Raw genomic sequence first — 20323 nt, 5'->3', positions numbered from 1 at the left:
TCCTTGCTGTTATGCGTAGGTGAGAGCAAGCTCGCGGAATGCATCACCGCGCGCCATAAAGTTGTTGAACTGATCAAAGCTCGCACAAGCCGGTGAAAGCATCACCATGTCACCCTCGCTGAGCTGAGGGGCAACCCACTCAATCACATCACTCATACGGTCAAATCGTTTGGCACTAGGATGCAAGGGCATAAACGCCTCACCATCCACGCCAAAGCAGCAAAGCTGCACGTTGAGCTTCGACAGTGGCGATACCAATTCGGAAAAATCTGCCCCTTTACCGACACCGCCGACAAGTAGGTAGAGTCGTCCTGTCAAGGATAGTCCAGATAGCGCCGCCAACGTACTGGCAACATTGGTCGCTTTAGAATCATTGACCCACTTAACGCCGCGTTTGTCAGCCACCACTTGGCAACGATGTGTTAAACCTTGATAAGCCTTGATAGCCGGTAAGGCTCCCTGGAGCTCTATACCCGCTTGATTCAGCAGCGCCAGTACCACCATCACATTCGCAACATTGTGCTGGCCCACCAGAGCAAGCTCATCGGTCGCTAAAATAGGGCTATCTTGAAACACAATCCAGTCACGACCTTGAGATTGGCGTAAATGGTAATCAGCCTCTTGCTTGAGCGAGAACGTCACGAGCGCGCAAGTGTTGTGTTCTGGGTAGGTTTGCTTGTCGTCTGCATTCACAACCCCTTTGATAGCATGGTCGAAAATGCGTAGCTTGGCCGCACGATAAGCCGCCATTCCAGAGTAGCGGTCCATATGGTCTTCACTCAGATTGAGAAAAGCCGCGGCCACTAGATGCAAAGAAGAGGTTGTCTCTAATTGAAAGCTCGACAGTTCAAGAACGTAAAGATCCGCCTCTTGCTTTAGCAGATCCAGCGCGGGAACGCCGATATTTCCACCCACGGCGGTCTTGACGCCCGCAGCGTTCGCCGCTACACCGGTCAGATCCGTGACGGTACTTTTGCCATTCGAGCCAGTAATCGCGATCACCGGTTTGCTGACATGCCAAGCAAATAGCTCAATGTCGCCCACGACCGGCGTGCCTTTAGCAATCACTTGCTGAATCTCAGCCGTCGCCAACGCAATACCCGGGTTGACCACGACCAAGTCTGCACGCTCTAGCCATTGCGTTTGCCATCCACCACTGTGCAATGCAACATCACTCGGCAGCGACTCTTGACCTGGCGGGCACTGGCGCGTATCGATCACCTTAATGTCGAGCGCATTCGGTAAACGCTTAAGGTAATTCACCACCGACAAACCGGTGATACCCAAGCCAACCACGACGACGTGGTGAATCGACTCCCATCGAGAGGGGTTGGCATGAATAGACTCGCGCATGGCCATTCCTTTTATCCTATTGGCGAAACAAAACGGGGATTAGCGAACTTTCAGCGTCGCCAGTCCAATCAAAACAAGTACGATAGAGATGATCCAAAAACGAACGATAACCCGAGGTTCCGGCCAGCCTTTTAACTCGTAGTGATGGTGAATCGGCGCCATACGGAAAATTCGCTGCCCACGCAATTTGTATGAGCCCACTTGAAGGATCACCGATAAGGTCTCCATCACAAACACGCCGCCCATGATCACCAATACAAACTCTTGACGCACCAACACCGAAATCGTACCAAGCGCACCGCCAAGAGCCAGTGAACCGACATCGCCCATAAAGACTTGTGCAGGGTAGGTGTTAAACCATAAAAAGCCTAGCCCCGCTCCCACGATCGCCGTACACACGACGACTAACTCTGATGCGTGAGGCACGTATGGAATGTGCAGGTAATTGGCGAAATTAACGTTACCAGTAGCCCAGGCAATGGCGGCAAAACCTGCAGCGACCAGCACCGTTGGCATGATCGCCAACCCATCCAAACCGTCGGTTAAATTGACCGCGTTGCTGGTGCCGACAATCACAAAATAAGTCAGCACGATATAGAACAGACCTAACTGCGGCATAATGTCTTTGAAAAAGGGCACCACCAGTTGTGTCGCCGCGGTATCTTTACCGTGAGCATAAAGTGCAAACGCCACCACTAATGCGATCGCGGATTGCCAGAAATACTTCCAACGCGCGATCAAGCCATCGGTGTTTTTGCGCACGACTTTGCGATAGTCATCGACAAACCCGACGGCGCCGTAGCCCGCAAGTACGGCGAGCACAGCCCAAACATATGGGTTAGCCAGATCCGCCCAAATCAGAACCGTTGTCATGATCGCTGTTAAGATCATCACACCGCCCATGGTTGGCGTGCCACGCTTACTAAAGTGTGACTCTGGCCCTTCGTTACGTACCACCTGACCAATTTGCAACATCTGCAAACGGCGAATCATACGAGGCCCCATCCACAAAGAGATCGCTAAGGCCGTCAATACACTGACAATGGCTCGGAACGACAAATATTCGAACAGGCGAAAAAATGAAAAGTATGGCTGTAGCAGCTCCGCAAGCCAAATAATCATGCAAACATCTCCTTCACAGCAGCCGCGACTTTAAACATACCGGCGCTATTGGCACCTTTGACCAGCAAAGTTTGTGGCCCTTGGTGCGTCTTTATCTGCTGCTTAATATAATCAATCATGCTCTCATGAGAGCAAAAATGTGTCCCCTGGCAAACCTGGCTGATAACCTCTGCGTCATCACCATAGGTCAACACATAAGGGAAGTTAAAGGGGGCAGCATGTTCACCGACTTGACGATGAAGTGCAAGGCTTTCGTCACCAAGCTCTGCCATATTCCCCAAAATTAGCCAGCGCGTCCCATCAAAACTCGACAAGAGATCCACCGCCGCTTTCATGGCGGGGACGCTGGCGTTGTAGCTGTCATCGATAAGACGAATCTCATCGGTCAATGCGACGGTTTCGACGCGCCCTTTCACTTTGGCAAGACTTTCTAGCCCTTTGACAATCATCTCATCGCTGGCACCTAACTCTTTCGCCAGAGCCGCCGCAGCCAGTGCGTTGGCAACATTGTGCTGACCAATAATACCGAGTTTGACGCTCAGCTCACTACTTGGAGTGCGCAAAATAAAACTTGCCTCACCCAACGCGTTTAACACCACGTGAGTAGCAAAGTAATCTGCGCTTGCATCGGTCATAGAAAAGGTTTTGACCTGTTTATCGGCCAAGACACCACTCCAATGCTCACCACCATGACTATCGAGATTGACGATCGCCACTGAGCCAGACGCAAGCCCTTGGTAGATCTCTCCTTTTGCTTGCTTCACGCCCTCAATCGAACCAAAGCCTTCTAAATGCGCCGCCGCAACGTTGTTCACGAGGGCAACATCGGGTTTGACCAAGGCGGTCGTATAGGCGATTTCACCAATGTGGTTGGCGCCGAGTTCAATCACGCCATAATCATCTTCCGGCGTCGAACGGAGCAAGGTCAACGGCACACCTATATCGTTGTTGAAGTTACCCGCAGTAAACAGCACTTGTCCTTGAAGACTCATGATGCTAGCGACCATCTCTTTCACCGTGGTTTTACCGCAGCTTCCTGTGATCGCCACCGTCGGGGTTTGGCATAACTGATGAACGAAGGCGCCTAACTGCCCTAGCGCCACTTTGGAGTCTTTGACCAATAGCTGAGGGATATCAAGCGGCAAAACTCGACTGACCAACAGCGCCGCCGCGCCGGAATCAACGGCTTTGGCCGCAAAATCGTGCGCATCAAAACGCTCACCGACCAAGGCAACAAACAGCGCGCCCGTTTCGATGGCACGCGTGTCAGTTGACACACTCTCGATCGCCACATCTTGGCCAATCAACTCCGCCGACAGTGGCTCGACTAATTGAGATAACATCATAGTGATCATAAAGGAGACTCCAATAGCTCTGCCGCCGACTCACGATCAGAGTAGTGCACGGTTTTATCTGCCAAAACTTGATAATCTTCATGGCCTTTGCCTGCAAGCAAGATAATGTCTTGCGCTTGGCTGTTAGCTAGCGCGTAACGCAAGGCTTGATAGCGATCATGCTCGACAATCGCCAAGTTTGGCTTCGCCATGCCATCCAGCATATCTTGCACGATGGTCTTAGGATCCTCGCTGCGCGGGTTATCATCGGCCAAAATAACCTGATCAGCCAGTTGTTCACCAATCGAAGCCATCATTGGACGCTTACCCGTATCCCGATCGCCACCGCAACCGAAAATCGCCCACAGTTTGCCGTGACAATGAACGCGCAGCGCTTGCAACGCTTTTTCTAATGCGTCTGGCGTGTGCGCATAATCGACCACCACTTTTGCTTTCCCGGGTGAAGCGAACAGCTCCATACGTCCAATGACGGGCTCTAGTTGAGGCGCTGTCGCCATCAAGGCCGATTTATCAAAACCCAACTCAAGCAGCGTTGTCATCGCCACAAGCACATTACTGGCATTGAACTGGCCGATGAGGGGTACCTGAAGCTCACCTTGGCCATAGAGACCATCAAAGTGCAGCTCGATACCCTGTTCTGAATACAATACATGATGAGCAAACACGGCACGTTTGTGGGTCGTTGGAGAGAGAGAAACCGCCGTCACGTGATCAAGCTCAGTCAGCCACTGGGCACCGACGGCGTCATCGGCATTGATGATCGCGTGCTGGCAGGCATGATCAGTAAAGAGCATTTGCTTAGCACGAGCGTATTCATCCATCGTGCCGTGGTAATCGAGGTGATCACGACTTAGGTTGGTAAACACGCCCGCTGCAAACGGAAGCGCTTTCACCCGGCCTTGAACCAAACCATGAGAGGAGATTTCCATCGCAGTGTAGTGTGCACCTCGCTGCTGAAGCTGAGACAGCATCTGACAAATCGTCACGGCACTGCCTGTGGTATTGACCGCAGGCTGCAAGTTCTCGAGAAAACCATTACCCGCAGTGCCGAGAACCGCCGCGCGCTGCCCTAGCAGCTCTAACCATTGAGCGATGAGCTGCGTCACTGTGGTTTTACCGTTCGTACCGGTGACGCCAATCAGATGATTCCCTGCGACTGGATATAGGGAGAGCGCCAACTGAGATAAACGCTGATCAAGTGCATCGACATACACCACAGGCACCGACTGAATGTATTCCACCAAACCATGCGGAGCACGCGAACACGCCTGTGCAATAACGGCATTGGCCCCTTGAGCAATCGCGGCCGGAATAAACCTCCTCGCATCCAAAGCGTGACCTTGGATGGCAACAAAGGTCGATCCTTTGGTTACTTGGCGACTGTCGAGCTCAAGTTGGCGAACAGGTATCGCGAGCTCATCGCCCAACTCAAGCCAAGGTCGTAATAATTGCGTTAATGTGAGTGTTGTTGGCATTGGCTCTCTCACTTACTCATTTTTAAATCGGTTTTCATCAGGGGCAACATTAAGCAGTTGCAGTGTCCCTTTGAGAATTTCAGCAAACACGGGACCCGCGACCGAGCCTCCGTAGTAGTTATCACCTTGAGGCTCATTGATCACCACTACCAGCGCCACTCGCGGTTTGCTGGCCGGCGCTACCCCCGCGGTATAGGCGAAGTATTCATCTCCGTATCCCCCCGCGATCGCTTTGCGTGATGTGCCGGTTTTCGCCGCAACTCGATAGCCCGGCACTGCCGCTTTGGTTGCAGTGCCGCCCGGCTGTGTGACAGTTTCTAGCATTCTCAACACCATTTTCGCGTGCTCGCTGTCAATGACCTGACGTGAAAAATCTTGTTGGTTGTTCTCTATGATGTGCACGGGCTGATAGACGCCGAAGTTGCCCAAGGTGGAATACGCATGCGCCAGTTGGAGCGGGGTAATGGTCAAGCCATACCCGAATGATAAGGTCGCAATTTCAAACTTCGACCAGCGACGGCGATTGGGGAAGATACCGGAGGTTTCACCGACCAAGTTTAATCCCGAAGGTTGACCAAATCCGACCGAACTGTACATACCAAGCAGAGCCTCAAGCGGCATATCGAGTGCCAGTTTGGTCACGCCGATGTTACTCGATTTCTGCAAGATGGTCGTCAGATCGGCTTTGCCCACTTTCGACGTATCTCTAACCTTGCTGCCACCAATTTCAAACACGCCATTGCCGGTATCGATGACCGTATTGGCATCGGCGCTGCCATTGTCGAGTGCCGCTAATACCACAAAGGGTTTCACGGTTGAGCCCGGCTCAAACGCGTCGGTGATCACGCGGTTGCGCATTTTCGCTGATTGAAGGTCACTACGATTGTTGGGGTTGTAGGACGGCGCATTCACCATCGCCAACACCGCGCCCGTTTGTACATCAAGCACCACAGCCGATCCTGACGTTGCACGGTGATCGGCGACCGACTGCTTAATCGCTCGATACGCAATCGCTTGAATTCGCTGATCGATGGTCAGCTCAAGCGGTTTGCCCTCTTCACGCTCTTCGAGTGAGATATTTTCAACGACTCGGCCATAACGGTCTTTACGAATGATCTGTTTACCCGCTTCTCCGGTGAGCCATTTATCATAACTGCGCTCAACCCCTTCGAGGCCGTGACCATCAATTCCCGTCACACCCACTAAGTGTGCACTGACTTCGCCCGCGGGGTAATAGCGACGTGATTCCGCTTTTAATCCTACGCCAGACAGCTTCAGCTCTCGCACGTAATTGGCCATGGCTGGGCTAACTTGCCGTTGTAAATAGACAAAGCGTCTTGAGCGGTTACGATTGATTTTGTCGATCAGCTCCTCGCGCTTAAGGCCCAATACATCGGCCAACGCGTGCCAACGATCAATATCGCTCAGGCCACCATGTTTGAAAATGTTAACAGGGTCGGCCCATACAGCCTCAACGGGCACGCTGACCGCAAGTGGCTCACCATTACGATCGGAAATAATGCCGCGCGCCGAGTGCAAGGTTTTCGCGCGCACTGAGCGAAGATCGCCCTGTTTGATCAAGTTGCCTGGTTCAACCACCTGAATAAACGCAATGCGAGCAACGAGCGCCATAAAAATGCAGAACACAATAAAGAGCACCAAATAAAAGCGCCAGCGAATTAGGCTCGCCGGAGTGTCCTTTTCTTGTGGTTTGATGGGTTCGACGTTCTTTTTGCTCATGGGAGTGTAATGATGACTTCTTTGTCTGAATCAGGGCGCTTCATCTCGAGCTCTTTGATCGCCACATCTTGGACTCGGCTGTGCTCAGCCAGAGCCGTCTCTTCCAAGATCAAGTTGCGCCACTCGTTATCAAGGCGCTCTCGCTCACCAAGAGCACTATCTTTCTCAGTGACCGCCTGTCTCGTGTGATGGGTAGTAAAGACCACCGCCATAGCGCTGGAAAAAATCAACATCAATAAAAGCAGCGGCACTCGACCTACAGTCAGTAGATCGAGTGCGATAATTTTAGCGAGGTTCCCTTTTGCCTGACTCATTGGAGGTTACAGTTTCTCGGCGATCCTTAGCACCGAGCTGCGCGAGCGCGCATTGAGCTCAATTTCTTGTTGGGTCGGTTTAATCGCCTTACCCACCGCTTTGAGGTTAGCACTACCAAGCGCACGAATCTGCGCTTCAGTCATTGGGATGCCATGTGGCACCTCTGGGCCTTTGCTCTCTTTGCGGATAAAACGTTTCACCATACGATCTTCAAGGGAATGGAAGCTGATCACTGACAGTCGTCCCTGCGGCGCAAGAATGCTCGCGGCGCCCTTGAGTGCGGTGTCGATCTCTTCAAGCTCACTGTTGATGTAGATTCGAAAGGCTTGGAAGGCGCGCGTCGCTGGGTGTTTTTTCTCTTTGAAGCTTTTCGGAGCCGCGTCGGAAATCAGCTTCGCCAGCTGACCGGTGCGCACCAAGGGCTCGTTCTCTTCGTTTTCACGATAGGCAACAATGGCTTTGGCAATTCGGCGAGCATGCTTATCTTCGCCAAACTCACGAATTACCCAAGTAACATCATCAAGGTCTGCTTGTGCGAGCCATTGAGAGACCGGCATGCCGGAAGTAGGATCCATACGCATATCGAGGGGGCCATCTTTCATAAAGCTGAAGCCGCGTTCTGCGTCGTCAAGCTGTGGCGATGACACGCCAAGATCAAGCAGCACACCATCCACCTTACCCACGAGATCATACTGTTTCGCGTATTCAGCCATGCCTGAAAATGGACCATGGATGATGGTAAATCGCGGATCATCAATCTTGTTGGCTTCTGCAATCGCTTGTGGATCACGGTCAATACTATAAAGGCGTCCGTTTTCACCAAGCTGAGATAAAATCGTACGGCTATGACCACCTCGTCCAAATGTGCCATCGATATAGACGCCATCAGGTTTAATGGCCAATCCATCAATCGATTCATGAAGTAAGACGGATATGTGTTTAAATGCTTCGGTCATAATTATCTCGGTTTGCTCTCGCATTCACGCGCTAAGGGTTCCAGTGTACTGATTTAACGCTCATTCGCCACCTTTAGACACAAGGAAGGCGTGATTTTGCGCTAAGTTTATTGCTTACAAAATAAATTTCGTCAGCGTAAAGCAAAAAACCCATCATAACCTAAGTTACGATGGGTCTTAAAAAGGTGGAGCCGACATATAAGCCGGGTTCTGTACCGTTTGCACGGTGGTAGCCATTCGTCTAGGCCAGCAATCACTCACTGGCTCGAGCAACCTACCCGCCCCCTTACGCGAGCAACGCAATGTGGAGGCCTATTTGGTCTTGCTCCGGGTGGAGTTTACCTTGCTACGAACTGTTGCCAGTCGCACGGTGCGCTCTTACCGCACCCTTTCACCCTTACCTGTGCTCATTCCGAAGAAATTGAGCCATCGGCGGTCTTCTCTCTGCTGCACTTGTCGTAGGCTTGCGCCCCCCAGGCGTTACCTGGCACCCTGCTCTATGGAGCCCGGACTTTCCTCCCCTTCATCAGTCTCCCCCACACAAGGTAAGGGGACATCAATAAAGCAGCGGCTACCGAGTCGACTCCGGTGGCGGATTGTATAGAGAAGCCATCAGCCTGTCTAGGGGAATGTGTGTGAGCGCCCAAATAACCAACAACTTGGCTAGATTAGAGGTGTTCCAGCCCCCATTTATAGAGTGCATTTTTTTTCAGGTTGTAGATCTCAGCCGCCAGCGCCGCAGCTTTTTTTAACGGCAGTTCTTGGGTCAAAATAGCCAATGTTCGAGTAGCTTCATCCGGCAGGCCGTCATCACTGTCGGCACGGTAACCATGAACCAACAGCGCCATTTCGCCTTTTTGTTGGTTTTCATCACTGCGCACCCAATCAACGAGCTCACCGAGTGGCATGCCTTGAATGGTTTCGAACGTTTTCGTCAGTTCTCGCGCTAACACCACTTCACGCTCAGGGCCTAAGATCTCCAGCATGTCAGCAAGAGAGTCAAGAATGCGGTGTGGCGACTCGTAAAAAATACAGGTTCGCTCTGCCTTTGCGATCTCTAAGAACTTGTCTTTACGACCTTTGCTTTTGGCAGGCAGAAATCCCTCAAAACTGAAACGGTCAGAGGGGAGACCGGAGGCGCTTAATGCTGTGACCACCGCACATGCTCCAGGCAAAGGCACAACTTTGACGCCCGCTTGACGACATTGAGTGACCAAATGGTAACCTGGGTCACTGATCAGTGGCGTTCCTGCATCCGAGACCAGCGCAATGGAGTGCCCAGCTAACAATTTATCAACTAACACTTGCGCTTTTTGCTGTTCATTATGATCATGGAGGGCGAAAGTTCGAGTTGGGATATTGAAGTGAGACAGCAGCTTACCCGTGTGACGGGTATCTTCTGCAGCAATCAAATCCACCGATGACAACACCTCTATCGCTCGCTGAGTAATGTCGCCCAGATTACCGATCGGGGTGGGTACAATGTAGAGGGTTGGCACCTCTGTCGGTAAGGTTTTGCTATCTGTCATTTGTTTACCATCACTTCAACGATTAATATAGACACAATTTTATACGGAATTACGAAAGAACTCATGGCTAACAATCACCATAAGCGCCCAAGTGTAACACGCTTACTTACTCCTGTAGCACTCGCTATTACATTGGCTGCGTGTTCCTCATCGCCCAAAACGCCGCAGTCTGTCGATATTTTACTCGATCCCTCTCAACCGGTAGAAACCTACCTAATGCGGGCAGACAGCACGACCGGCAGTTTGCAAGTGGATTGGTTGATCATGGCACTGAAAGCCTCCGTTGAGGCCGGTGACGTGGTGCAGTCAGAGTTACTGATTAAGCGCCTTGCGAGACAAAGCCTCACGCCACAGCAGCAAGCTGAGTGGCAATTGACTCGTGCCGACTTACTCATCAGTCAAGGTCAGCACAGCGATGCCTTGTCTCAGCTGAATTTTCCAGTGTCTTGGTCACTGCCTCGTCAGCAGTGGCAAGAGTACTATCAAAAACGCGCCGCGCTGCAGAGCAAGCAAGGTCTCTACCTTGACGCGTCGCGATCCTTAATTGCCCAAAGCGAACTACTCAATGCCTCAGAGCAAGCCTCTATCGCCGATGGCGTCTGGCAGAACCTGTCGCAGTACTCGCTGTCTGAGCTTGCCAAACTGCGTGTGGCACCGAATGAAACCGTGCTGACAGGTTGGCTAGAATTGGCCAATGACAGTAAAGCGTTTGCCAGCAACATTCCGCAATTAAAATCGCGCTTGGAACGTTGGATGGCGAGCAATCCTGACCATCCAGCCGCGCTGTATACACCCCAAGCCCTCAGCGACATTCTGGCACTCGATATTACAAAACCCGTGAACACTGCGCTGCTGCTGCCTCTTTCTGGTAAGTTTGCTAAACAAGCGCAACTGATTCGCGATGGGTTTATTTTCAATATGATGAATGATGATGCGCGTGATGAGAACGCGACCCTGACCGTCATTGATACCAATACACTGGATATGGCGAACTTAGACGCGACGCTAATCGAAAAGAACATCGACTTTATCGTTGGTCCGCTATTGAAAGAGAACATCGAAGCGCTGCAAGAAGCACAACAAGCCAGTGCCCACTCACTGCCGATGTTGGCTCTCAATATTCCGGATGAAACCAACTTTGGTCACAACACCTGCTACTTAGCGCTTTCTCCTGAACAGGAGGTGGCACAAGCGGCGAAGCACTTGTTTGAACAAGGCGCTCGCTACCCACTCATCCTTGCGCCGCAAGGTCGGTTGGGCGAGCGCGTCGTCGAGTCCTTCGAACAAGAGTGGGATAAATACAGTGAGAATAAAGTGGCAGTGAGTCTCTTCGGTGACAAGCGCCAGTTGCAAAAGAACATCAACACCATTTTTGGTTTGCAAGAGAGCCAGCAAAACATCGCGCAAATGGAATCACTGTTGAATATCCCACTTGAAACACAGCCACGCAGCCGTCGAGATGTGGATGCGGTGTACATCGTGGCGACCAGTGCCGAAATTACCCTGATCAAACCCTTCATCGAAGTGGCGATCAACCCAGACACGACGCCTCCTGCACTCTACTCTAACTCTCGCAGTAACAGCGGCCAACGTCAGTACGAGGATTTGACGGGCGTCAGCTACAGTGATATTCCACTCCTTATCCACCCTGATGCCCACCTGAAGCAGCAGATGGACAGTCTGTGGGCCAACAGCTCACACGCGGAGAAACGACTTCAAGCGATGGGGATGGACGCCTACACCCTGATGGAAGTGCTGCCACAAATGAAAGTGATCGAAGGCTACTCAGTCGAAGGACAAACAGGAATTCTGAGTATCGATGAGCACTGTGTCGTACAACGTGAAATCAGCTGGGCTCAACTCGGTAGTGCGCAATAAACGCGCGCACGGCGAACACTATGAACGCCTGGCTGAGCAGCACCTGCTGAGTCAGGGGTTAGTCGCGCTTGAACGCAACTTTACTGCGAAAAGCGGCGAGTTAGATCTGATCATGCGCGATGGCGACGCCATCGTATTTGTTGAAGTTCGTTACCGAAAGAGCACTTCGTTTGGTCATGCGGCTGAAACCGTGACCTACAGTAAAATGCAAAAACTCGTGCGAGCCGCCAATGTGTGGCTCCTCAAGCATGGCCTTTCGGTGCACGATACCCATTTTCGATTTGACCTAGTGGCGATTCATGAGCAAGGTAGCCAAATCGAATGGATAAAAAACGCAATCACTCAAGGATAATCAATGCTAGAGAGCATTAAAGACAGTTTCAAAGAAAGCATTCAAATTCAAATTGCCGCCGCAGAAGCGCTACCCGATGCGATCACTCACGCAGCGCAAGGTATGGTGGCAAGCTTACTCAACGGTAACAAGATTCTATGTTGCGGTAATGGTGGCTCTTCATCGAACGCACAACAATTTGTCTCTTGCTTGCTCAATCGCTTTGAAACAGAAAGACCTAGCCTGCCCGCGATGGCGCTGACTGCCGACAACACAACGCTGACCGCCGTCGCCAACGATTACCACTACACTGAGATTTTCTCAAAACAAGTGCGTGCTTTTGGCCAACCTGGCGATATTTTACTGGCGATCTCAACCAGCGGTAACAGCAAGAACATCATCAAAGCGATGGAAGCGGCAGTGACTCGCGATATGACCATCATCGCGTTAACCGGCAAAGACGGTGGCGAGATGGCTGGGTTACTGGGTGAGCATGATGTGGAAATTCGCATTCCATCTCACAGAACCGCGCGAATTCATGAGGTTCATATGGTGACTTTGCACTGCTTGTGCGATCTTATTGACCAAGTGTTGTTTCCTGCTCACGAAGAGTAAGCCATGAAGTCATTGAAAACGATTATCTTTGTTTTAATTGCCAGCCTATCCCTGACAGGCTGTGCCGGGTTGTTTATTGCTGGCGCTGCAACAACGGCCGCCATTGTGATTGACCCACGCACCACACAAGAGATCTGGAACGATAACAATATTGAGTTCGAAGTGGCGGGAATCGCAAACAAAGAGCCGGTTCGTGGTAATGCTCGTGTTACCGCCAGCTCCTACGAAGGAACAGTCGTCCTAATGGGGCAAGCAAACGATGCGGCGTTGAGTGAGCAAATTGAACAAAAAGCTCGTGAAGTGAAAGGCGTTAAAACCGTCTATAACCAAATTCGCATTAAAGCGCCGCTGAGTGCTGGCGAAGTAAGTCATGACAGTTGGATCACAACCAAAGTGAAATCAGCGATCTTGACCGACTCTGAGCTGAGCGGCATCAAAATCAAAGTGATCACAGAGGATAAAGAGGTCTTCTTGCTTGGCTATGTCTCACCACAACATGCCGATAAAGCGACCGACATTGCGCGTAATATCTCTGGGGTAAAACAAGTCATCCGCGCCTTCCAGATTGCAGAAAGCAACGAATAAACGACTCGTCGCTTATCCCTAATCGAGCTGTTCCCTAATCGATATATAAAAAAAGCCGCATCACAATGCGGCTTTTTGCTATCGTTTCATTCGCGTTACTTGATGACACGCAAACTCGGTCGACCTTTGGGCCTAGGTGGTTCATCACTTGACTCAGTCTCTTCGACCTCTTCCTCAGTCGCTACAGACAGTGGGAATAGAGGTTCATCTTCCAAGCTTTCTTCAATCTCACCAAGGTAAGCATCTTCGGGTTCAAACATCGTCCCTGCACCATTTTCACGGGCATAGATGGCCTGAACAGCATAAAGAGGCACGATGACAGAGTGTGGGCGGCCACTGAAACGGGCGCTGAAGGTGATCGCCTCATTGCCCAGTTCCAAATTACCCACAGCGCGAGGCGCAATATTGAGGATAATTTGGCCATCTTGAATAAACTCTTCCGGCACACGAACGCCTGGTAATGTTGCTTCAACAACAAGGTGAGGCGTTAAATCGTTGTCCACCAACCAGTCATAAAATGCACGAAGCATATACGGTCGGCGTGGGGTCATTTTCTCGATATCCATGCCAACCATTAACGCATTAGACGCATTTCACGTTCAGCTTCAGTCAAGGATGCTAGGAATGAATCACGCTCAAAGACACGGTTCATGTAAACCTTCAGCTCTTTTGAGCCTGGGCCAACCAGTTCGATTCCCATTTGTGGTAAACGCCACAATAAAGGAGCAAGGTAACAATCGACCAAGCTGAACTCTTCGCTCATGAAGTATTCGTATTCCGCGAAGACTGGGCCAAGAGTCAAAAGATCCACTCTGAGTTTGTTACGTGCAGATTCTGCTTCATCAGCTGTGCCGTTCAGCACTTTTTCAGCCAATGAGTACCAGTTTTTCTCGATACGGTAGATCATCAAACGCGTGTTACCGCGAGCAACCGGGTAAACCGGCATCAATGGAGGATGAGGGAAACGCTCGTCCAAGTATTCCATGATGATCTTTGAGTCATACAGTGACAACTCACGATCTACTAAGGTTGGTACTGATTTGTATGGGTTCAGTTCACCAAGTTCCGCAGGTAGGTTTGCTTCATCAACAAGCTCTACTTCAACACTTACGCCTTTCTCTGCTAGAACAATACGTACCTGATGGCTATACATATCAGATGCACTTGAGAATAGAGTCATCACAGAACGTTTATTGGCAGCTACAGCCATGGAGCCCTCCAGCACACTTACATAAATAAAACAATGGAGGCTAAGCCTCCATTGTCAACATAAAAATTTGGAAATTAGCGCAGTATGATAGCACAATTAATGCACATCACGCCAATACTCTTTCTTGAGCAGCACAACCACGATACTAAAGATCACTAGGAAGCCCATTACCCACCAACCTAGCGCATGGCGCTCAAGTTTCACTGGGTCACCGGAGTACTCAAGGAAGTTCACCAAATCGCGTACCGCGTTGTCGTACTCTTCTTGGTTAAGCTCGCCCGTCCCATCCGATTCAATACCGACGACCACTTGCACCTCTTCACCATTCACGACTTTGGTGCCGTAAACAGGTTTAGGAATTCCTTGCAGCTCTTCCAATACATGCGGCATACCGACACTTGGGAACACAACGTTGTTGACCCCAAATGGGCGCGCAGGATCTTCATAAAACGAACGTAGGTAAGTGTACAACCAATCCGTACCACGCACTCGAGCGACAAGCGTCAAATCAGGTGGTGGCGCACCAAACCATTTAGCGGCCGACTCTTCAGGAATGGCATTTTCCATCAAGTCGCCAACCTTGGCTTCTGGGTCAAAAATCAAGTTCTCTTTGAGCAGATCCACTGGAATGCCAATGTCACGTCCAACACGCTCATAACGCTGATACTGCGCGGAGTGACAGCCAAAACAGTAGTTCATAAAGAGCTTGGCACCGTTTTGCAACGACGCTTGATCTGAGATGTCGTTGTTCGCTTTATCGAGTGGAACGCTCACACCCGCTGCCATTGCCAACGATGGCAGCATTGCAAATAAAACTACAATCCATTTTTTCATTTGAATGTCACCCTTTCTGGTAATGGTTTCGTCGCTTCATTTTTGCTGTAGAAGAACAGCAAGACGAAGAACATGAAGTAACCCAAGCTAAAGATCTGCGCAAGGAGTGTGTACGTCGGAGTCGCTGGAAGCGCACCCAAAATACCCAAGGCGATAAAGCTGATGGTGAACTGGATGATATTGAATAAATGGAACTTACTGCGGTAGCGGTAAGAGCGAACTTTACAACGGTCAAGCCAAGGCAAAATGAACAGCACAGCAATCGATGCGCCCATAGCAAGAACACCGATAAGCTTATCTGGCACCGCACGTAAGATGGCATAGAATGGCGTAAAGTACCAAACAGGGGCAATGTGCTCTGGCGTTTTCAGCGGGTTTGCCGCTTCAAAGTTTGGCGGCTCAAGGAAGTAACCGCCCATTTCTGGGTTGAAGAACAACACATAACAGAACAGGAACAAGAAACCAGCCACACCAATCAGATCTTTCACCGTGCCGTAAGGGTGGAACGGGATAGAGTCGATGATGTCGTATTTCTTAGTGTAGTACTCATGGAATTTAAATTGAGGTTGGTAATCATCACCCATTGAGCCTTTTGGCAGCTTAGTTTCGATACCATCTGGGTTGTTTGAACCCACCTCGTGCAGCGCAAGAACGTGCAGCACAATCAGCAGCAGCAACACGATTGGCAGAGCGATGACGTGCAAGGCAAAGAAACGGTTCAATGTGGCGCCCGAGATAACGTAGTCACCACGAATCCAAAGGGTGAGATCATCACCAATGACCGGAATCGCGCCAAAGAGTGAGATGATAACCTGAGCACCCCAGTAGGACATTTGGCCCCAAGGCAGCAGGTACCCCATGAATGCTTCGGCCATCAAGACCAAGAAGATCAACATACCGAAGATCCAAAGCAGCTCACGAGGCTTCTGATATGAGCCGTAGATCAAACCACGGAACATGTGCAGGTAGACAACAACAAAGAACGCAGACGCGCCTGTGGAGTGCATGTAGCGAAGTAACCAACCGTACTCCACGTCACGCATGATGTATTCAATAGATGCAAACGCCCCATCGCCTGATGGCACGTAGTTCATGGTTAACCAAATCCCCGTCAGGATCTGGTTCACTAACACCAACATTGCTAGAGAGCCAAACAGATACCAAAAGTTAAAGTTCTTCGGCATTGGATACTCAGACAGGTGCTTTTTGTACGCATTCATTGCGGGTATGCGTTTTTCTACCCAATCAAGTAGAGCTTGCATTATGCCTCCCCAGTTTCATCAACACCGATAATGATTTTGGTATCACTCAGGTACATATGTTTAGGGACCACTAGGTTTAGTGGTGCCGGAACGCCTTGGAATACTCGACCAGCCATATCAAATTTTGAACCGTGACATGGACAGAAGAAACCGGATTTCACGCCTTGCACTTGCTCACTAAAAGTGTCGGGTAGATAAGTCGGCGAGCAACCTAGGTGTGTACAAATCCCCACAGCAACGAAGTACTCTGGTTTGATAGAACGGTAGGCATTTTGTGCATATTCAGGCTGTTGTTCTTCGCCTGACTGCGGGTCTCGAAGTTGGCCTTCGAGGTTTTTCAATCCATCGACGACGGCTTGTGCACGACGGACAACCCAGACAGGCTTACCACGCCACTCAACACGAACCATCTGCCCTTCTTCGAGCTTTCCGATTTCCACTTCAACAGGGGCACCCGCAGCTTTTGCTTTTTCACTTGGGTTCCAAGATTTTATAAAAGGAACGGCGACAGCAGCAGCTCCTAAACCACCGACAACCGCAGTTGTCGCAGTCAAGAAACGTCTGCGGCCGTTATTTAAAGGCGCATTGCTCATCCAAACATTCTCCCATTTGCTCCCTATGGTCTGGGCCTCGTGACCCTATTAAAATCCCTTAAAGAGCATGGCTAACAAAATACGAATTTAGTTGTATTTATTTGATGGCAAATGATAAATAAAACCCTACTTTTTGACAAGATAAAGCTACCTTTTTGTAACATTCATCAAGTAATTCGCCTATGACGTCACAAAAGATGAACAGCGGCTGAAGCAGAGTTGAGAAGCGTAGTAGGAAAGCCAGAATGGGGGAGACTAAAAAACAAAAAGCCTGGCATGAAGCCAGGCTTTTGAGACCACAATCCAGTAAAAACTGGACGCCAATCTTTGCAAGAAAGATTAACGCTTAGAGAACTGTGGACGACGACGTGCTTTACGTAGACCAACTTTCTTACGTTCAACGCAACGAGCGTCACGAGTGACGTAACCTGCTGCACGTAGAGTAGGACGTAGAGACTCATCGTATTCCATTAGAGCGCGAGTGATACCGTGACGGATAGCACCTGCTTGACCTGAAATACCGCCACCTTTAACAGTCACGTATAGGTCTAGTTTCTCAGTCAATTCAACTAGCTCTAGAGGCTGTTTAACAACCATGCGAGAAGTTGGACGACCGAAGTACTCATCAAGGCTACGCTTGTTGATTACGATGTTGCCGCTGCCTGGTTTGATGAAAACACGTGCAGCTGAGCTTTTGCGACGGCCAGTGCCGTAGTATTGATTCTCTGCCATTTTCGAAATCCCCGATTAGATGTCTAGTACTTGTGGTTGTTGAGCAACATGGTTGTGCTCAGCGCCAGCGTAAACTTTAAGCTTACGGTACATAGCACGGCCTAGAGGACCACGTGGAAGCATACCTTTAACCGCTAGCTCAAGCGCCATTTCAGGCTTACGATCGATCAACTTTTCAAAAGTGATTGATTTTAGGCCACCTGGGAACTCAGAGTGACGGTAGTAAACTTTGTTTTTAGCCTTGTTGCCTGTTACAGCAACTTTCTCAGCGTTGATAACGATGATGTAATCACCAGTGTCAACGTGAGGAGTGTATTCAGCTTTGTGTTTGCCACGTAGGCGAGATGCAATTTCACTTGCTAGACGGCCAAGAGTTTTACCTTCAGCGTCTACAACGTACCAGTCGCGTTTTACAGTTTCTGGTTTAGCAACGAAAGTTTTCATGCTAACAATAACCCGTTAATTTATTAAATTTACACTTAAAGGAGCTTTCGCTCCCACTGACTAAGAGTCCAGTCAACACCCCTTCGAGTGGTTGGTTCTCTCGACCCGTTATCTCGAAATACCTTCGATAATCAAGGTCTGCAGTAACGGTGGGTCGCAGGATTATAGAGAAGTCAGTAGAAAAAATCACCTTTTTTTCAGTGAAAATTGAATTTTTTTTTCGCCTCTCCCTTCCCTCGCAAGCGTGTCACGCTAAATGCTCGCGCGCAAGATACTCATGACTTTGCATTTCGATCAAACGAGACTGGCAGCGTTTAAATTCGAACGCCAATTGACCTCCGGTGTATAGCGCATCGAGTGGCACTTCTGCCGAGATGATCAAAGTGACATGACGCTCATAAAACTCATCCACCAACGCGATAAAACGCCGCGTCGCATCGTCTATGGTGTGGCCCATCTGTTTCACGTCAGCCAGCAACACTGTATGGTAGAGTTTAGAGAGCTCAATGTAATCATTTTGACTGCGTGCACTTTGACACAGCTGCGCAAACGTCGCATGCAGGACACCTTCAGCGCTTTGGACGACTTCTACCTGACGGTGGTTGATTTCAATGCGCACTTCACCGACTTTCCCATCGCCCACCAGTTGATGAAAGTAGTGATCCAGATTTTGACTGGCCTTATCATCCAGAGGGAAATGGTAAATTTCCGCTTGCTCAAGGGTGCGCAAGCGATAATCAATGCCGCTGTCGACATTCAATATGTCACAGTGCGTTTTGATTAATTCAATAGCAGGCATAAAGCGCGCACGTTGCAAACCATTTCGATAAAGATCATCGGGAGGAATATTGGACGTGGCCACTAAAATGACGCCGCGTTTGAACAGCGCTTGAAACAAGGTACCCAAAATCATCGCGTCAGTGATATCCGACACGAAAAACTCATCAAAACAGATGATCTCCGCTTCTGCCTTGAAGATGTCGGCGACCTCCTCTAGCGGATCGTTCCTTTCCCCCAGTCGATTCAACTCATCGTGAACTCGATACATAAAACGGTGAAAGTGCACACGCATTTTTTTCTCAGAGGGCAGCGCATCAAAAAACGTGTCCATCAGATAGGTTTTTCCTCGTCCGACGCCCCCCCAAAAATAGAGACCTTTCGGCGCTATCACAGGCGCAGCAGTACGCTTGCCAAACCATGCTTTCCAACCGGTGACTTGAGGCTGGGGCTGCGCTTGATAATCAATAAATTGGTGATAGAGACGATCCAGCGCTGTCACCGCTTGCAACTGAGCAGGGTCAGACTGAAAACCGTTTTTTTGGATATCGTTTTGGTAAATCTCTAGTGGTGTCATGACTTCACGGCCTATTAGGGAGTCGTTGAAACTGCTAACGAGAGCACACGCATTTTTCTTTATCGGCTCAGGAAGTCATAGTACCATGTCAAAACAGCATGTGTAATCAACCCGTAAAAAACATGTTAAATAACAATCATAAGGAGCCATTATGCCTTGGATTTACGCCCTCGTAGGTTTGCTTGTTGGTGCCGTTTTAGGCGTGCTTTTTTCCCGTATCAGCACTCCAGGTTACAAAAAACAGAAGAACATCCAAAAAGACCTAGACAACACTAAGTTTCAACTCGAGCAACAAAAGCAAGACCTTACCGATCACTTTGCCCAAACGGCTGAAATGCTTGATGCCCTCGGCAAAGAGTACACCAAGCTTTACCAGCACATGGCCAAAACTTCTGGCGAGCTTTTGCCGAATATTCCTGAACAAGACAATCCTTTTGTTAAAAAAATCACAGAGCAAGCCAGTACAGAATCTGAGGTAACTTCCGAGCAAACACACAGTGTGGATACACCAATGGATGAAGCACCTAAAGATTACGCTCAAGGTGCGACGGGTCTTCTTAAAGAACAAAAGAAACCCGTCGTCGATGAAAAAGAAGTGCTGTCTGCTAAAGCTTCTTGATTGAATTTCATGAACTTTACA

Annotated in this window: 21 protein-coding genes and 1 other RNA gene; 5 read left to right on the top strand and 17 right to left on the bottom strand. The window is 49.8% G+C overall.

Going from position 1 to position 20323, the window contains the following annotated elements:
* Window positions 1-9: 9 nt before the first annotated feature.
* From murD to rsmI, 9 genes are all read right to left on the bottom strand, one after another.
* Entirely contained in the window at window positions 10-1353 is a 1344-nt protein-coding gene (murD, locus tag AC6R03_RS01595) for a UDP-N-acetylmuramoyl-L-alanine--D-glutamate ligase (RefSeq protein ID WP_500631763.1), read from the bottom strand.
* Window positions 1354-1392: 39 nt separating this feature from the next.
* The gene (mraY, locus tag AC6R03_RS01590; RefSeq protein WP_500631764.1) at window positions 1393-2475 is read right to left on the bottom strand and encodes a phospho-N-acetylmuramoyl-pentapeptide-transferase; all 1083 of its coding nucleotides are present in this window, start codon (window positions 2473-2475) and stop codon (window positions 1393-1395) included.
* Window positions 2472-3830, bottom strand: coding sequence for a UDP-N-acetylmuramoyl-tripeptide--D-alanyl-D-alanine ligase (locus AC6R03_RS01585; protein WP_500631765.1), 1359 nt, complete (start codon window positions 3828-3830; stop codon window positions 2472-2474). Before AC6R03_RS01585 ends, mraY begins: the two co-directional genes overlap by 4 nt.
* Window positions 3827-5305 carry a UDP-N-acetylmuramoyl-L-alanyl-D-glutamate--2,6-diaminopimelate ligase gene (gene murE, locus AC6R03_RS01580; protein WP_500631766.1) on the bottom strand — a complete coding sequence of 493 codons (1479 nt, stop codon included), beginning with the start codon at window positions 5303-5305 and terminating at the stop codon, window positions 3827-3829. The genes AC6R03_RS01585 and murE overlap by 4 nt, the downstream gene beginning before the upstream one ends.
* A gap of 12 nt (window positions 5306-5317) precedes the next feature.
* The gene (locus tag AC6R03_RS01575; RefSeq protein WP_500631767.1) at window positions 5318-7045 is read right to left on the bottom strand and encodes a penicillin-binding transpeptidase domain-containing protein; all 1728 of its coding nucleotides are present in this window, start codon (window positions 7043-7045) and stop codon (window positions 5318-5320) included.
* A complete protein-coding gene (gene ftsL, locus AC6R03_RS01570) occupies window positions 7042-7359 on the bottom strand; it encodes a cell division protein FtsL (RefSeq protein WP_500626510.1) in 318 nt (105 codons plus the stop codon). Before ftsL ends, AC6R03_RS01575 begins: the two co-directional genes overlap by 4 nt.
* Window positions 7360-7365: 6 nt before the next feature.
* A complete protein-coding gene (rsmH, locus tag AC6R03_RS01565; protein WP_500631768.1) occupies window positions 7366-8316 on the bottom strand; it encodes a 16S rRNA (cytosine(1402)-N(4))-methyltransferase RsmH in 951 nt (316 codons plus the stop codon).
* 183 nt (window positions 8317-8499) lie between these two features.
* Window positions 8500-8903: RNase P RNA component class A (gene rnpB / locus AC6R03_RS01560), an RNA gene on the bottom strand.
* Window positions 8904-8984: 81 nt separating this feature from the next.
* On the bottom strand, window positions 8985-9845 hold the full coding sequence (rsmI, locus tag AC6R03_RS01555; protein ID WP_500626508.1) for a 16S rRNA (cytidine(1402)-2'-O)-methyltransferase: 861 nt from the start codon (window positions 9843-9845) through the stop codon (window positions 8985-8987).
* A 63-nt stretch (window positions 9846-9908) separates the two neighbouring features.
* Here rsmI and AC6R03_RS01550 point away from each other — a divergent pair, with 63 nt between their 5' ends.
* Genes AC6R03_RS01550 through AC6R03_RS01535 form a run of 4 tightly spaced genes read left to right on the top strand, consistent with a single transcriptional unit; the run spans window position 9909 to window position 13254 of the window.
* Window positions 9909-11723 carry a penicillin-binding protein activator gene (locus AC6R03_RS01550; protein WP_500631769.1) on the top strand — a complete coding sequence of 605 codons (1815 nt, stop codon included), beginning with the start codon at window positions 9909-9911 and terminating at the stop codon, window positions 11721-11723.
* Complete coding sequence (locus AC6R03_RS01545) at window positions 11665-12075, top strand: YraN family protein (RefSeq protein WP_500631770.1); 411 nt, start codon at window positions 11665-11667, stop codon at window positions 12073-12075. Before AC6R03_RS01550 ends, AC6R03_RS01545 begins: the two co-directional genes overlap by 59 nt.
* Before the next feature lie 3 nt (window positions 12076-12078).
* Window positions 12079-12669, top strand: coding sequence for a phosphoheptose isomerase (locus AC6R03_RS01540; RefSeq protein WP_334554322.1), 591 nt, complete (start codon window positions 12079-12081; stop codon window positions 12667-12669).
* A gap of 3 nt (window positions 12670-12672) precedes the next feature.
* Window positions 12673-13254, top strand: a complete 582-nt coding sequence (locus AC6R03_RS01535; RefSeq protein WP_500626505.1) for a BON domain-containing protein — start codon at window positions 12673-12675, stop codon at window positions 13252-13254.
* Window positions 13255-13349: 95 nt separating this feature from the next.
* Here the strand turns inward: AC6R03_RS01535 and sspB are convergent, their stop codons facing one another.
* The 8 genes from sspB to zapE all read right to left on the bottom strand — a co-directional run bounded on the left by sspB (window position 13350) and on the right by zapE (window position 19683).
* On the bottom strand, window positions 13350-13820 hold the full coding sequence (sspB, locus tag AC6R03_RS01530) for a ClpXP protease specificity-enhancing factor (protein WP_500631771.1): 471 nt from the start codon (window positions 13818-13820) through the stop codon (window positions 13350-13352).
* 8 nt (window positions 13821-13828) lie between these two features.
* The gene (gene sspA, locus AC6R03_RS01525; RefSeq protein WP_334554316.1) at window positions 13829-14464 is read right to left on the bottom strand and encodes a stringent starvation protein SspA; all 636 of its coding nucleotides are present in this window, start codon (window positions 14462-14464) and stop codon (window positions 13829-13831) included.
* 96 nt (window positions 14465-14560) lie between these two features.
* On the bottom strand, window positions 14561-15298 hold the full coding sequence (locus tag AC6R03_RS01520) for a cytochrome c1 (protein WP_487901329.1): 738 nt from the start codon (window positions 15296-15298) through the stop codon (window positions 14561-14563).
* Window positions 15295-16560, bottom strand: a complete 1266-nt coding sequence (locus AC6R03_RS01515) for a cytochrome b (protein ID WP_334554312.1) — start codon at window positions 16558-16560, stop codon at window positions 15295-15297. The genes AC6R03_RS01520 and AC6R03_RS01515 overlap by 4 nt, the downstream gene beginning before the upstream one ends.
* On the bottom strand, window positions 16560-17153 hold the full coding sequence (gene petA / locus AC6R03_RS01510) for a ubiquinol-cytochrome c reductase iron-sulfur subunit (RefSeq protein WP_334554311.1): 594 nt from the start codon (window positions 17151-17153) through the stop codon (window positions 16560-16562). The genes AC6R03_RS01515 and petA overlap by 1 nt, the downstream gene beginning before the upstream one ends.
* Window positions 17154-17492: 339 nt before the next feature.
* On the bottom strand, window positions 17493-17885 hold the full coding sequence (rpsI, locus tag AC6R03_RS01505) for a 30S ribosomal protein S9 (protein ID WP_005436094.1): 393 nt from the start codon (window positions 17883-17885) through the stop codon (window positions 17493-17495).
* Between the two features lie 15 nt (window positions 17886-17900).
* Window positions 17901-18329, bottom strand: coding sequence for a 50S ribosomal protein L13 (gene rplM / locus AC6R03_RS01500; protein WP_005372872.1), 429 nt, complete (start codon window positions 18327-18329; stop codon window positions 17901-17903).
* Between the two features lie 247 nt (window positions 18330-18576).
* Entirely contained in the window at window positions 18577-19683 is a 1107-nt protein-coding gene (zapE, locus tag AC6R03_RS01495) for a cell division protein ZapE (RefSeq protein WP_500631772.1), read from the bottom strand.
* Window positions 19684-19834: 151 nt separating this feature from the next.
* Here zapE and zapG point away from each other — a divergent pair, with 151 nt between their 5' ends.
* Window positions 19835-20302: a Z-ring associated protein ZapG gene (gene zapG, locus AC6R03_RS01490; protein WP_500631773.1), complete on the top strand. Its 468-nt coding sequence runs from the start codon at window positions 19835-19837 to the stop codon at window positions 20300-20302.
* Window positions 20303-20323: the final 21 nt, after the last annotated feature.

It is taken from the genome of Vibrio sp. R10-SG-ISO4 (assembly GCF_059834135.1).
Note: the sequence above shows the minus strand (reverse complement) of the source record. Positions and strands in the feature narration are given on the sequence as shown.

Bases quoted from the DNA above. Each gene is read 5' to 3' on its own strand.
- murD (WP_500631763.1), bottom strand. From the start codon at position 1,353: ATGCGCGAGTCTATTCATGCCAACCCCTCTCGATGGGAGTCGATTCAC.
- mraY (WP_500631764.1), bottom strand. From the start codon at position 2,475: ATGATTATTTGGCTTGCGGAGCTGCTACAGCCATACTTTTCATTTTTT.
- AC6R03_RS01585 (WP_500631765.1), bottom strand. From the start codon at position 3,830: ATGATCACTATGATGTTATCTCAATTAGTCGAGCCACTGTCGGCGGAG.
- murE (WP_500631766.1), bottom strand. From the start codon at position 5,305: ATGCCAACAACACTCACATTAACGCAATTATTACGACCTTGGCTTGAG.
- AC6R03_RS01575 (WP_500631767.1), bottom strand. From the start codon at position 7,045: ATGAGCAAAAAGAACGTCGAACCCATCAAACCACAAGAAAAGGACACT.
- ftsL (WP_500626510.1), bottom strand. From the start codon at position 7,359: ATGAGTCAGGCAAAAGGGAACCTCGCTAAAATTATCGCACTCGATCTA.
- rsmH (WP_500631768.1), bottom strand. From the start codon at position 8,316: ATGACCGAAGCATTTAAACACATATCCGTCTTACTTCATGAATCGATT.
- rsmI (WP_500626508.1), bottom strand. From the start codon at position 9,845: ATGACAGATAGCAAAACCTTACCGACAGAGGTGCCAACCCTCTACATT.
- AC6R03_RS01550 (WP_500631769.1), top strand. From the start codon at position 9,909: ATGGCTAACAATCACCATAAGCGCCCAAGTGTAACACGCTTACTTACT.
- AC6R03_RS01545 (WP_500631770.1), top strand. From the start codon at position 11,665: ATGAGCACTGTGTCGTACAACGTGAAATCAGCTGGGCTCAACTCGGTA.
- AC6R03_RS01540 (WP_334554322.1), top strand. From the start codon at position 12,079: ATGCTAGAGAGCATTAAAGACAGTTTCAAAGAAAGCATTCAAATTCAA.
- AC6R03_RS01535 (WP_500626505.1), top strand. From the start codon at position 12,673: ATGAAGTCATTGAAAACGATTATCTTTGTTTTAATTGCCAGCCTATCC.
- sspB (WP_500631771.1), bottom strand. From the start codon at position 13,820: ATGGATATCGAGAAAATGACCCCACGCCGACCGTATATGCTTCGTGCA.
- sspA (WP_334554316.1), bottom strand. From the start codon at position 14,464: ATGGCTGTAGCTGCCAATAAACGTTCTGTGATGACTCTATTCTCAAGT.
- AC6R03_RS01520 (WP_487901329.1), bottom strand. From the start codon at position 15,298: ATGAAAAAATGGATTGTAGTTTTATTTGCAATGCTGCCATCGTTGGCA.
- AC6R03_RS01515 (WP_334554312.1), bottom strand. From the start codon at position 16,560: ATGCAAGCTCTACTTGATTGGGTAGAAAAACGCATACCCGCAATGAAT.
- petA (WP_334554311.1), bottom strand. From the start codon at position 17,153: ATGAGCAATGCGCCTTTAAATAACGGCCGCAGACGTTTCTTGACTGCG.
- rpsI (WP_005436094.1), bottom strand. From the start codon at position 17,885: ATGGCAGAGAATCAATACTACGGCACTGGCCGTCGCAAAAGCTCAGCT.
- rplM (WP_005372872.1), bottom strand. From the start codon at position 18,329: ATGAAAACTTTCGTTGCTAAACCAGAAACTGTAAAACGCGACTGGTAC.
- zapE (WP_500631772.1), bottom strand. From the start codon at position 19,683: ATGACACCACTAGAGATTTACCAAAACGATATCCAAAAAAACGGTTTT.
- zapG (WP_500631773.1), top strand. From the start codon at position 19,835: ATGCCTTGGATTTACGCCCTCGTAGGTTTGCTTGTTGGTGCCGTTTTA.